This window comes from Belliella alkalica, from assembly GCF_022549785.1.
Classification (GTDB): domain Bacteria; phylum Bacteroidota; class Bacteroidia; order Cytophagales; family Cyclobacteriaceae; genus Belliella; species Belliella alkalica.
Map to the genome: position 1 here is coordinate 1 of NZ_JAKZGO010000013.1, position 13,534 is coordinate 13,534.

Genomic DNA, 13,534 nt, shown 5'->3' on the forward strand with positions numbered 1-13,534 from the left:
TGAATAGCTCTTTCCAGAGGTTTATAAGGATTTTAAATTTGGATTATCTGATTAATCTTTTAGCTCTTTTTTTACAAGTTTCAATTCGTACAAAGTAACCATATCAGGCTCGTATTCGAGCGCATTGACATTTTGATGTGCCCAAATTCTCCCTTTTTTGTCAACAAAAGATATCCTCCAAGCGTCAGGGAGAAGGAATGGCTTACTATAAGCGCCATTTTCTTCTCTGACAATTAACTTTGCTTTATCTTTTTTCATGATTTGATTATACCTTTCCTGTTGATCTTCATTCGGTTCTGGCATTTGATCAAGTTTTAAACCCGATCTATAAACTATCATGACTTGATCTTTATGCATAAAAAGGTTGGATATTTGACCTGGTCTATCTTTTTCGTTTTCTCGATCTTCTTCGCCACCTAGGGCAAATCCTTTGTCTAAAATAAAATTATCGAAAGGTATTTTCTCTGCTTTGAAGTTTTCAGGGTTTTTGAGATCATATTCATAGTACATGCTATCATGTGTATGCGCAAAATGGATCAAACCATCACCAACTTGAAAAGTTGGTTTGATCGTGTTGTAAGCTGTCTCTGACTCAAAGTATCTGCTTCTCTTATGAAATGGTATGATTGGCTCGAAAGTTTCTTCTTCCGTATCTATAAAATCAAAAGTATTGTATTCAAGGAAGTATTTGGCATCATTGCTTCTCAACTCTGTTTGGGCACCCATAATGTAGGCTACATATTTGATCTTCCCGTCAATCTCTACTGGTTGAAGATGGTCGTACCCGATAAAAAGCATGTAGATGAAATTATTCGAATATGGCTGTTTGATACTTTTTTTGAGGTTAAACTCCAGATCATATAAGTTCATTTTGTTCATTCCTGTAATTGCGATTTGATCTTTATAGACAGATCCACCAAGAGGAAATTGACCATAAGAATCTGGTGAGTCCATGGGTTTTTTGAATTCAGAAACTATTTCCCCTTCTCTATTGACCAATAGAAGCTCGTTGAATTCCGCTCCAGAAAAAAGAAAATGATCATTTTCAGAATCTACACTCAGCAGTTGAGGGTTTCCCAAAAAATCTATTGTCAAAGAGTCTATAATCTCCAGCTCGTAACTGAAATCCCTATTGCTTATTTCTTCTGTTTTGCTGCTACAAGAATAATAGACCAGCAAAATGCCACTTAACAAGTAAATTGATTTTTTCATTTTTTAGACCTCAGTTTAGTTTTAAATATCAACTCGTAATCCAATTCTTCTTCTTTGTTATAGCTAAGCCAAAAATTACCTTCACTATCAATGAATTCAATGCTTCTGGTTCTTTTTGGAAACTCCAATGGCTTAAGTTGCCCGTTTTTATCCAGTACAGCGTATGCACTTTTGTTTGCTTTGAAAATGCCCGAAATCATCTCGTTAAAATCGGAGTTTTCGTCCTTTATCTTCTCATATTCTGTATCAGATACTCCTTCGCTATAGTTGATGAAAATCAATTCATTATGTACAAAAACATTGTCGATAGTACCATAAGTGAAGTCTTTCGGATTGATTCCGAAACTTTTATCATCTACCTCACTAGGGCTCATTCCTTCTTTTTCGATGAATTTGCTAAAATTTATGTTAATTTCTTCCAATGGAGTACTTAAGTTATCAATGTCATAAATCCAAAGCTTTGGCTCGTTTTTGAAAGCTAGATAAAGTTTTCCATTACTGATGGTCATCGCGGGCATTGTAGTCAAGACAGTATGGATTTTCTCTGGATTCTTGTATTTTGAACCATCGGGAAAAGGAAGTGCTGCTTCGAAACCACCTTCTTTCAAATCAGCAATTTCCAATTGGTTTGCAGTTGGACTTACATAAAAAGAACTATTGTTTTCTCTTCCCAAATAGTAGATCAAAGCCTTATCCTCATTCAAAAATTGGAGAGTTTTGGCGTTGGATATAGAAAGCGAAATAGAAACGGTGAAATCAGGTTTTGCTGTTCTTGTCAATTCGCCATCAAAGCTAAATGAATAAACTCCTTTTTTACCTAGGATCGCCCATTCATCTGCTCTGACAAACTGAGGTCTTGAAATAGGGTTGCTTCCGATTGCATCTGGCTGGTCTCCTGATTTATTGAATTTTCCCAAAACTTCCCCTTCAGAAGAAAGTAACAGTATGTCAGATGTTTGGTTGTCATAAGCAAGAATATGCTTTCCATCTTTGCTGATATCAGACCAACTCATTGATCCCAAATAATCTACCATCACTGAGTCTTGGATTTCGAATTCAAAAGATGAAGCGTCTTGGATTGAGGCCTCTTCTGTTTTCTTCTCCCCACAAGATTGAAAAGTTAGAATCGCAATGACTCCTAATGAAATAGAAGAAAGGGAAATGAGTTTGATTTTTGGTTTAATCATAATCGATTTTGATTTTATAAATGGTGAAGTATTCTCTTTCTACTTTCTTACCATGACCTTTGGTTAGAGCAGGTAGGATATTGGCTATCAGAACTGTCAATTGTGCAAAGTTTGTAGAAAGCCAAATTAAGTACCTTAATTAGTAAAAAATAAATTTAGTTAAAAAAGTAATTAAACCAAGTGAATTACAACAATCAGAATTCTTTTTCCAGTTGTTTTCTGAGCCTATCTTCCTGCATCATACGGGTATCCAACTCTTGTGCATAAGTTCTACCTTGCTTGAAACCATACAATGTGTAGGATTTTCCAGCCCAATTTTTAGCGGTTTCCAGATCACCAAGGACTTCGTAGCCAACAGCGATGTTGTAGCAAAGTCTAGCGGCTGTTTTATCTTCAAGAACATCAACTAGTCCTTCTTCCCAAGTTTGGATAGCATCTTCCCATTCATTTACTTCAGCCATTCTTGCACCTATAGCTAGCGATTGGTTGTCCTTTGGTTTTTGAAAAAGTGTCCTATTGATGCTCAAATACATCGGGGCAATTCTACGGGCATAGCTAGCTCCAGCTATCTGACCTACATATTGGGTTGCTTTGACTTTGTCTATCATTAGCGCAAGCGCTTGTGTTTTAGTCTCTGCTTCTGCTGACCAAAGATTTGTTTTTTCGAAGTCTTGTTGATCTGTGATGTTTTTGCTCTGTGGGTCATAAAGCCTGAACCCAACCTTTACCGAAGCAATTCCTTCTGCATACACTCCCTGAACTTCCACCTGTCGCGAATTTCTTCCTTCACCTTCAGTTTTCTTGATCAGTTGCTTTTTGTCAGTAACTACAAAATCTGAACTGAATTTTTCCAATGAAAGCACTGCATCGACATCATATGCATTACAAAGCTCTTCGATTTGTCTCCAAGTTAGTGGGGTAGGGAATGTTTGGGAAAAAAGGCCGCCTCTAAGCCTTTCACGTGCTCTGATTACTTCAAATCTCGGAGATGTATTCAGCTCTTGTTGCAATTTAACGATGGTAGATTCTACTGCATTTTTCACTTCAAAAGGTGCTTCACCTGTGAGGATACCCTCAATGACAGAAAAACCCTCATTTTGGGGAGCAGTTCTGTCTACAATCAAAAGCCTTTGAACGTAAGTAGGTACATTGATTTCGGCAGGCATCAACCTGCTCATGGTAACATTCTTAGTGCATGAAGTTGTAGAAAACAGTACTAAAAGAAATAAAATCAAAGATGTGCATTTGGCTCTGAAGTCTGCATTGATGGAAGTGTTCATCTTACAAAATTAAAAAAGCCTCTGCAATGCAAAGGCTTTTTCAAGAAATATATTTTATGAATTGGAACGGATGATATTTGCTTCTTCGTCCCACTGGGCAAGTTCTCCTCTTTCCTCAGGTTTGAGATATGTGTCAAGATATTTTTCAGGGAGCTCAAAACCATGTTTTTTCATGACTTCAGCTGGTACTCCATCCCAAATATTTGGGGTGTTTCCTATATAACCCAAATATTTGAAACCAGCCTCTGTGGTAAAATACCCCGTTGAAGCGAGGTTTCTAAGCATGTTGAAAAATTTTACACCACCCTCCATATCTTGCTTGGCTTTGTCCGGCCATGCGATTTGATCTATGATTTCCATTTTTTCAGACTTACTCAGTGCCATGAATACTTTACCATAATTGTCTTCACTATGATGGTCTAGCCACATCAATCCACCTCGCATTGGTGTTTGGTAAGCTGGATAGTCTTTCATCATAAATTCTATAAAATCAACTACTCCTACCTCAGTGGCGCTTGGTGAGTCTGCATCGGCAGGTATGATTATATCGACAAGTACATCGAGTTTTTTTCTTTCATCTTCATTTAGAAAAGTTTCCGACAAAAGTTTTTGATCAATCAATTTCTCCTCTTCAGTCCTTCCTCCTACGGTTCCACCTTCGATTCTTGGAGTATATTCTAGTTTTTTATCCTCAGGGGCACAGTTGGTCAATAAGAATCCAGATGCCAATGTACCAGTAAATAAAAGCTTAAGGTTTTCTCTTCTGTTCATATTACTGAGATTAGATGTTTTTCTTTTTCAATTCTGACACGATAAAATCTGATGTTCTCCAGCTCAAAGCCAAGATTGTCCATGTTGGGTTTTTGTCTGCTTGTGATACAAATGGTCCTGCATCTACTACAAAAAGATTGTCGCAATCATGTGCCTGACAGTTGCTGTTTAATACTGAAGTGGCTGGATTGTTCCCCATTCTTGTGGTACCTACTTCATGGATGATTCTACCTGGAGTGGCTAATCCGTATTTGGTTTCTGGCCCTGGCTTTTCGCCCATCAGCACAGCACCAGCATTGGTCAGGATCTCTTCAAAAGTATCATGCATGTGCTTAGCTTGCTTGATTTCGTGATCAGTCCATTGGTAATGGAATTTCAAAACAGGAATACCATATTTGTCCACAACATTTGGGTCTATTTCGCAGTAATTGCTGTACATCGGAATACTTTCTCCTCTTCCAGACATGCCAAGTGTTGAGCCTTGAATTCGTCTGATGTCTTTTTTCAATCCTTCTCCATATCCGCCATTTGGACTTGGGTTTCCAAATTCATCTTTGATAAATTTGCGCATAGTATCCATGGAGAAGCCTACTCCATAAGATGGCATTCCCATGCCTCCCCAGTATTCGATATGATATCCTCTAGCAAAGTCGAGCTTTTTGTTGTCCAACCACCATGGTGTATAAACATGCATTCCGCCCACTCCATCTTCATTGTATCTTTCCCTGTCTATTAGGTCTGGCAAAATCCCCATTCTATCTGCTCCAGTGGAATCATGGAGATATCTACCTACCATTCCACTGCTGTTTCCAATTCCATCTGGATGGGATTTGGATTTTGAATTGAGCATTATTCTTGCCGATTCACAAGCTGATGCACCGAGTACGACCACCCTGGCTTTGAGCTTGTATTCTTTCATGTCCATTTTGCTGATAAAAGAAACACCATTGGCTTTCCCTGAATCATCAGTGGTTACTTTTCTTACCATTGAATTGGTGTAGAGATCGACCTTTCCCTTTTTCATCGCAGGATGGACGAGGCAAGTACCAGATGAGAAATCAGCATAAGCCTGACAAGCCCTGTTACATTGTCTACAGAAAAAACAAACTCCTCGATCATTATTGATAGGTTTTGTAAGGACAGACAATCTAGATGGGATTACAGGAATGCTGGCTTTTTTTGCTCCCTTCATCATAAATAACTCGTGCAATCTTGGTTTTGGTGGAGGTAGGAAAAAACCATCCGGCTCATTGAAAATACCCTCTTTTGAGCCAAAAACACCTATCAATTTATCGACTTTGTCGTAATATGGCTTTAAATCGTCGTAACCAATTGGCCAGTCATGCCCCAAGCCGTCTATGCTTGCTCTTTTGAAATCATTCGGGCCAAACCTTAAGGATATTCTTCCCCAGTGATTCGTACGTCCTCCAACCATCCTAGACCTGAACCAATCGAAGCTTGTGTCTTTTCCTCTAGTATATGGCTCACCTTCTATATCCCAGCCACCTATAGCAGCATCAAAATCACCGAATGGCCTTATCCTTGTCCCGTTACCCCTTCTTGGTGATTCCCACGGGTAACGTAACTGGGTTCTATCTTCATCTTTTGCAGGATCAAAATCACCTCCTGCCTCTATGACCGCGACAGCTAATCCAGCTTCTGATAAAATTTTGGAGGCCATTCCACCTCCCGCACCAGAGCCTACTATGATCACATCATAAGGCTCGGATGAAGATTTGATTTCTATGCTCATATATGGTTATATTAGATTCTTTGAACAGTAAGTTTGCTAAAAAAAACTAAAAAGAAAAAAAAGTTATGATAAAAATTTTAAAAAGATGAAATAGGGGATATAATTCGGTTTTTATTGTCAAATGAATTGAAATAATTTGCGAAAGCTGTGGAGTTGGTTGATTTGTTAACTGAGAAATAGTTAATTAGGTTCTATGAAGACTTTTTGACACTTGTTTTTTTATGGGACTTCATTAATTAATCATTTTATCAATGTATGGCCAGATTGTTTCGAATACAATCAAATGTCCCTCTTCCGTAGGATGTATACCATCTGGAAGATTGAGGTCAGGATCTCCTGCAACACCCTCAAGTAAGAATGGAATCAAAGTAACTTCTTCCTCTTGAGCTACCTCAGGATAAAGTTTTTTGAAATTTTCGGTGTATTCTTGACCCATGTTTGGGGGGATTTGCATTCCTGCTAGTAAGATTTTTGTTTCCGGGTATTTACTCCTTACAAGTTGAATGATAGACTTTAGATTCTTTTTTGTTTCCGATAGGTCAATTCCTCTCAATCCATCATTTCCTCCCAATTCCAAAACAAATACAGCTGGTTCCTCTTCCAGAAACCAATCGAGGCGGCTCAGTCCACTTGCTGTGGTTTCTCCGCTCAATCCACCATTAATGACACGATATCCCAATTCTAAACTATCAATTCTGGCAGCGACCAACCCTGGAAAGGCATCATCTTCATCTATTCCATAACCTGCAGAAAGGCTATTTCCGAAAAAAAGTATCAGTTTTTTAGAAGCAGGTGTAGATGCTGTTTCTATTTCTTGGGTAGCCTCCATTTTCTCCTCCTTTGATGAATTACAAGAGAAGGTTGCAAGCGCTAATATCAAAAAGAAGCTTTGAATATATGTTTTCATTATAATTGTTGATTTTAAACGATGGTTAGCAAAAGTACAATTTCTCATTCAAATGTTCATTTACTAAAATTTTTTCCGATTAATTAGAGGTGTTCTTTTAGACTTTTTTTTTATTCATCCGTATGTAAACCATTCTTATCCTACAAATTGTTAACTTCCCGAATTAAAACACCCTATTATCTATGAGCATTCTTAGTGTCAAAGATGTTTCCAAAACTTATCAAAGTGGAAACAGAAGGTTAACTGTCCTCGATCAGGTGAATTTCGATATTCAAGCAGGTGAAAGTATCGCCATTGTTGGGCCGTCTGGTTCTGGTAAGACAACGTTACTCGGGCTTTGTGCAGGCTTGGACTCCTCATCCACTGGCTCAGTGATACTCAACGGCAATGCCTTTGAGAAGTTGAGTGAAGATCAGCGGGCGGCAGCAAGAAGTAGGGATGTGGGATTTATTTTTCAGAATTTTCAACTGCTTCCTACCCTTACTGCATTGGAAAATGTAATGGTTCCCCTCGAACTCAAAAAGCGAAAGGATGCTAAAGAAAGAGCTTTGGAGCTTTTGGAAAAGGTGGGTTTGAAGGACCGTGTAACGCATTATCCGACCCAATTGTCAGGAGGAGAGCAGCAGCGAGTGTCTATCGCAAGGGCATTTGCCAATGAACCAAAAATACTTTTTGCCGATGAGCCAACAGGAAATTTGGATACAGAAACAGGTGAAATGATAGAAGATCTGATTTTTGATCTTAATAAGGAAAAAGGAACAACTTTAATTTTGGTAACCCATGATCCAGAGTTGGCCAAAAGAACGGACAGAATAATCAATATCAAAGGCGGAAAAATTCAAGAAGAAATACATGGGTAATTTAGCTTGGGTTTTGAAAATGGCGATCAGGGATTTTCGAAAGAATTTTTCCCGTCTATTGCTATTTGTCTCTTCTATGGTAATCGGGATTGCTGCATTGGTGGGGATAAGTTCTTTTGGTGATAATCTTAAAAATGACATTGAAAACCAATCCAAAGAACTGGTAGGTGCCGATTTGGTTTTGGATAATAGCAAACCTCTTGGCAGTCAGCCAACGGATTCCATTGCAATGGCTCAAGCCGACGAAATCAATTTCGCCAGCATGGTAGCGTTTCCATCAAGTGGAGAAAGTAGATTGACCCAAGTACGGGTTTTGGAAGGTGATTTCCCTTTTTATGGCAAACTTGAAACTCTCCCTGTGGGGGCTGAGAGCACATTCAGAGCAGGTGGAAGAAAGGCATTGGTAGAAAAAATTCTGATGGCACAATTCAACGCCGTAGTAGGGGATAGTATAAAAGTAGGAGATGTCACTTTTGTGATTGAAGGGGAGTTGCAAAAAGTCCCCGGACAAACGGGAATAGCTGCGACCGTGGCACCTGCTGTTTATATTCCAATGGAATATGCCCAAGAAACAGGTTTGATTCAGTTTGGAAGCCGCTTGAAATATCTTCGTTATTATCAGTTGTCCGATGATGTCAATCCGGATGAGCTTGTTGAGCGCTATGGTGAACAATGGCAGGAGGATCGGATAGATGCTGATACTGTGGAAGATAGAAGAAGACAGACAGGCAGATCCTTTGATAATCTTACCAACTTCCTGAGTTTGGTTGCATTCATCGCTCTTTTGCTTGGATGTGTAGGTGTAGCAAGTGCGGTCAATGTTTTTGTAAAGGAAAAATTGGCATCTGTCGCCGTGCTCAGGTGTTTGGGTGTGTCAGCATGGGATGCAATGAAGATTTATTTGTTCCAGATTCTATTGATGGGCTTAGTAGGTTCGGTTATTGGATCATTTTTGGGTACAGCTTTGCAATTTGTATTACCGACGGTTTTCAAAGATTTTCTACCTGTAGAGGTAAGTATGGCCGTTTCTTGGCCAAGTGTAGGTTTTGGAATCCTCACAGGGCTAATAGTGGCATTTCTTTTTGCCCTTTTGCCTTTGTTAAAGATGAGAAAAGTCTCTCCAATGGCTACATTGAGACCTGAAGAAGGGGAGACCACCCTCAAAAAAGATCCATTGAGATGGGCTGTGATTTTGGGGATATTACTTTTCATATTTGGGTTTAGCTACATCCTTTTGGATGGTTGGAAAGCGGCTTTGGGTTTCACAGGTTTTGTGGTTTTTGCATTTGCAGCGCTTTGGGCAGTGGCAATTGGGATCATGTGGATTATAAAAAGGTTTTTGCCTATTAGTTTGACTTATCCGATCAGACAGGCTTTGGCCAATTTATACAGACCGAATAACCAAACAGTCTCCTTGATTGCCACTATAGGTTTGGGAACAGCGATGATCAGTACACTCTTTTTTATTCAAGGGCAGCTATTGGATGAAGCGAAATTTGCTGACAAAGAAGACCAACCCAATATGCTTCTTTTTGATATTCAGGATTATCAAGTTGATTCAGTAATAACTAGTGTGAAAAATAGAGACTTACCAATATTGCAGCAAGTACCTATCGTCACCATGGCCCTAGAATCTATCAATGGACTGACCAAAAAAGGGAATGATACCCTTCCCGATGAGGATAAAAGATCGAGAGGTCTGTACAACAGAGAGTTTAGGGTTACCTATAGAGATACTTTGATTTCATCTGAGCGACTATTGAAAGGAAAATTAAGAAAAGTGGAAAATCCTGGGGATTCTATTTTTGTTTCTTTTGATCAAGGGTATGCCATGCGGACAGGTCTGAGTCTGGGAGATGAGATCGTATTTAATGTACAGGGTAGGCCAATCAAGACCTATATTGGAAGTTTCAGAGATGTTAAGTTTAATCAAGTTTCCACCAATTTCTTGGTATTGTTTCCAGAAGGAGTTCTCAATAATGCACCGAAATTTCATGTTGTCATCACCAAAACCAAAAATGATCGTCAATCAGCTGATATGCAAGCGGAAATTGTAAGGAAATACCCAAATATTTCTGTCATCAATTTAGGGGCAATTGTAGAAACACTGGAAGAAATTCTTGGTAAAATCAGCTTTGTGATTCAATTTATGGCGTTTTTCAGTATAGCTACTGGGATTTTGGTATTGATCAGTTCTTTGATTATCAGCAAATACCAAAGAATGCGGGAAAGTATCTTACTGAGAACACTGGGAGCGGATAGTGGAATGGTAGGCAAAATCAATACAATGGAGTACTTCTTTTTGGGATCACTTGCATCTTTAAGTGGTATTATTTTGTCATTCTTTGCGACTTACCTTTTGAGCGAATTTGTATTTCAATTGCCATTTAAAGGAGCTTATCTTGAGGCTTTCATTGTTTATTTGAGTATCACCATTTTGACTATAGTTTTAGGATGGCTCAATGGCCGGAAAATAATCAAGAAAGCACCAATGGAGATTTTGAGGGGATAGTGGAGAGGCGAGAAGCTAGAAGCGAGATGCTAGAGACGAGAAGCAAGAGGCGAGAAGCAAGAGGCGAGAAGCTAGAGACGAGAAGCAAGAGGCGAGAAGCTAGAGACGAGAAGCTAGAGACGAGAAGCAAGAAACGTGTGTCATGTCCAACCACAAAGTGCCTGCCTGCTGCAGGCAGGGTTAAACTTTGATTAGCCCCGGGTAGCATCCCGGGGATAAATGATAATCAAGGAAACAACAACCCTGAAAGGGTTAAACTGCTCTATTTTAAATAAAAAAAGTGTCAACTATTTTCAAAACCTGACAAAGAGAACGCAGATTAGATGAGAGCTGTGATGGAAACACTCCAAACGTGCATGTTGCAGCTAAACTCCGATTAATTTGTCCTTGGAGGATCCCAAGGTTGCAATCCATGAATTAAAGTTGATGATGGAGACGACTTAGGTTTGATTTTTTGTGTTACATTCTTTGAAATAATTGATACCTAAAAAATCATTCTTATCTTTCGTGAATAATAAACTTAGTTATGTTCAAAAAAGTGTTTTTTATAAGTTTGGTGTTGTTGGCGATTGTTTCTAGCCGGTCATTTTCCCAAAGTGCATTGCGGCCAACATTTGCAGGAGTGTACCACAGTGGTCTTAAGGGACAAGTGGGAATAGGAACAGATATTGACCAAAAATACTTCGGGGAAATCCGATTTGGTGCAAATGATGTCCTTGAAACTAGTTTTGGGATAGAAGGTCTTTTTAATAGAAATATTTACAAAGATGAATGGTTCAATTTTCATGCTGGATTGATGTTAGGGTACTATTTCTACGATGAATTCAGGATTGGTATTCCTTTAGGCTTTACTATCAAGCCAATAGAAAACCACCGTAATTTTGCAGTTTTGATGGAAGCAACTCCCAATACATTTGGGGGGAGCCGCTACACTAATTTGAGGGCAAGCATAGGAGTTCGGTACACTTTCAGAAAGTAAAGTCGTTTTTGTAATACTTATCAGCTTTTTTTTCGTAATATATAGCTTAGACCCTTAATTACTAGGTTATGCCATATTTGCAAACAAAAGATGTGAAACTCTACTATGTCAAAGAAGGAAATGGTGAAGAAGTCATAGTCTTCTCCCATGGCTTACTTTGGAGTTTCAAGATGTTTTTGGATCAAATCCAATTTTTTAAAAAAGAATACACGATCATCGCTTACGACCATAGAGGTCAAGGACAGTCAGAAGTAAATGAAGGTCCATATGATATGGATTTGCTTACAGAAGATGCTGTTGAGTTAATTAATCAGCTTGCAGGAAAAGCCGTTCATTTTGTGGGTTTGTCAATGGGGGGATTCGTTGGGATGAGGTTGGCAGCAAGACATCCTGAACTGATCAAATCTTTGATTCTGATAGAAACATCCGCAAATGCAGAACCGGTAGAAAACATACCAAAATATAAATTTTTAAATGGCGTGGTTCGCTGGTTTGGTGTGGTGCCTTCAGTTGCAAAATCTGTAATGAAAATAATGTTTGCACAAAGTTGGATAGAGAACCCGAAGAATGAAAAGCTGTATAAAAAGTGGTACAACGAATTGAGATCCAATAAAAAATCCATCACCAAATCTGTAGAAGCAGTCATCTATAGAAAAGGTGTGGAAGAGGAGATAAGATCTATCAAATGCCCAACCATGATTCTGGTAGGTGATGAGGATGTGGCGACGAAACCTGAAAAAGCAAAATTTATACAAATGGCAATACCTAATGCATCCTTACACATAGTCCAAGGTGCAGGACATAGCAGTACGGTAGAAAGGCCTGAACACGTCAATTCCCTACTTTCAGATTGGCTTCACTCACACAAATTCAGAAAATGACGAAATAAAATTAAATATTTTAGCAATATTGAAACTTTTGCTTACATTTGCATGTATATACATTTAATACAAAAGCAATAAATACAAATGAGAATAGAAGAAGCAATCAAACAAAAGGAATTCAAAGATCCTTACAACAAAGCGGTTGTCAACCTTCTATATACCAACAGCTATATAGTCTCCAACCAAAGTTCGTTGTTCAAGCCTTTGGGTTTGTCTCCAGAACAGTACAATGTATTGAGAATCTTGAGAGGCCAAAATGGTAAACCAATTACTGTTTCTTCAATCCAGGAAAGGATGCTGAATAAAATGTCTAATGCTTCAAGACTTGTAGAGAAGCTTAAGCAAAAGGAATTGGTCATTCGGGAAGAGTGCCCTTCTGACAGGAGGCAAGTAGATATTTTGATTACTGAAAAAGGTTTGGAAATTCTAAAAGTATTGGAATCTGCTGTTTATGGATTCAACAGGCAGCTTGTAAATCTTACCGAAGAAGAAACCATTCAGCTCAATGCTTTGTTAGATAAGCTCAGAGGGTAAATTTTTTTACCCCTATATATGTATATACATTAAATGTGAAAACAGTAATAAATAACAATATTAATCATTCATAACTAAAAACTAAACTAAATTAACAATCATGAGTACTACAACAACAAAATGGGCAATAGACCCTACACATTCAGAAGTTTCTTTTAAAGTAAAGCACTTGGTAATCTCCACAGTAACAGGTTACTTTAGGAAGTTTGAGGGTTCAGCGGAATCTACTTCAGATGATTTCAGTGGAGCTAAAGTTTCTTTCACAGCAGATGTGGATAGCATTGATACCAATCAGGCAGATAGAGATGGGCATTTGAAATCAGATGATTTTTTCAATGTTGGAGAATATCCAAAACTTTCTTTCTCAGGAATTGTAGAAGGTGATAAATTGAAAGGTGATTTGACTATCAGAGAAGTGACCAAAGCAGTAGAACTTGATGTTGACTTCGGTGGTGTTGCAGGAGATCCTTATGGAAATACCAAAGCTGGATTTGAAATCGAAGGAAAAATCAGCAGAAAAGATTTCAACTTGAAGTGGAATGCAGTGACAGAAGCAGGTTCTGTAGTTGTATCTGATGCAGTTAGAATCATCTTGAGTGTGCAATTGGTAAAACAATAGTATTACCCTCAAGGCAAGAATTCACTGTGTAAATAC

General features: G+C 38.5%; 12 protein-coding genes. 6 read left to right on the plus strand and 6 right to left on the minus strand.

Annotated elements, in window-relative coordinates:
* Positions 1–51 precede the first annotated feature (51 nt).
* From MM213_RS14550 to MM213_RS14575, 6 genes are all read right to left on the minus strand, one after another.
* On the minus strand, positions 52–1,212 hold the full coding sequence (locus MM213_RS14550) for a hypothetical protein (protein ID WP_241413411.1): 1,161 nt from the start codon (positions 1,210–1,212) through the stop codon (positions 52–54).
* Entirely contained in the window at positions 1,209–2,399 is a 1,191-nt protein-coding gene (locus MM213_RS14555) for a hypothetical protein (protein WP_241413412.1), read from the minus strand. Before MM213_RS14555 ends, MM213_RS14550 begins: the two co-directional genes overlap by 4 nt.
* Positions 2,400–2,593: 194 nt before the next feature.
* A complete protein-coding gene (locus MM213_RS14560; RefSeq protein WP_241413413.1) occupies positions 2,594–3,679 on the minus strand; it encodes a DUF6340 family protein in 1,086 nt (361 codons plus the stop codon).
* A 54-nt stretch (positions 3,680–3,733) separates the two neighbouring features.
* A complete protein-coding gene (locus tag MM213_RS14565; RefSeq protein WP_241413414.1) occupies positions 3,734–4,450 on the minus strand; it encodes a gluconate 2-dehydrogenase subunit 3 family protein in 717 nt (238 codons plus the stop codon).
* A gap of 10 nt (positions 4,451–4,460) precedes the next feature.
* Entirely contained in the window at positions 4,461–6,203 is a 1,743-nt protein-coding gene (locus tag MM213_RS14570; RefSeq protein ID WP_241413415.1) for a GMC oxidoreductase, read from the minus strand.
* 232 nt (positions 6,204–6,435) lie between these two features.
* The gene (locus MM213_RS14575; protein ID WP_241413417.1) at positions 6,436–7,110 is read right to left on the minus strand and encodes an arylesterase; all 675 of its coding nucleotides are present in this window, start codon (positions 7,108–7,110) and stop codon (positions 6,436–6,438) included.
* A gap of 182 nt (positions 7,111–7,292) precedes the next feature.
* Here MM213_RS14575 and MM213_RS14580 point away from each other — a divergent pair, with 182 nt between their 5' ends.
* From MM213_RS14580 to MM213_RS14605, 6 genes are all read left to right on the plus strand, one after another.
* Positions 7,293–7,970: an ABC transporter ATP-binding protein gene (locus MM213_RS14580; RefSeq protein WP_241413419.1), complete on the plus strand. Its 678-nt coding sequence runs from the start codon at positions 7,293–7,295 to the stop codon at positions 7,968–7,970.
* Entirely contained in the window at positions 7,963–10,482 is a 2,520-nt protein-coding gene (locus tag MM213_RS14585) for an ABC transporter permease (RefSeq protein WP_241413421.1), read from the plus strand. Before MM213_RS14580 ends, MM213_RS14585 begins: the two co-directional genes overlap by 8 nt.
* A gap of 526 nt (positions 10,483–11,008) precedes the next feature.
* The gene (locus tag MM213_RS14590; RefSeq protein WP_241413423.1) at positions 11,009–11,461 is read left to right on the plus strand and encodes a hypothetical protein; all 453 of its coding nucleotides are present in this window, start codon (positions 11,009–11,011) and stop codon (positions 11,459–11,461) included.
* A 68-nt stretch (positions 11,462–11,529) separates the two neighbouring features.
* On the plus strand, positions 11,530–12,342 hold the full coding sequence (locus tag MM213_RS14595; RefSeq protein WP_241413425.1) for an alpha/beta fold hydrolase: 813 nt from the start codon (positions 11,530–11,532) through the stop codon (positions 12,340–12,342).
* Between the two features lie 87 nt (positions 12,343–12,429).
* Positions 12,430–12,879 (plus strand): MarR family winged helix-turn-helix transcriptional regulator, encoded by a 450-nt coding sequence (locus MM213_RS14600; RefSeq protein WP_241413426.1) that lies wholly within the window; start codon positions 12,430–12,432, stop codon positions 12,877–12,879.
* Positions 12,880–12,979: 100 nt separating this feature from the next.
* A complete protein-coding gene (locus MM213_RS14605; RefSeq protein WP_241413427.1) occupies positions 12,980–13,498 on the plus strand; it encodes a YceI family protein in 519 nt (172 codons plus the stop codon).
* Positions 13,499–13,534: the final 36 nt, after the last annotated feature.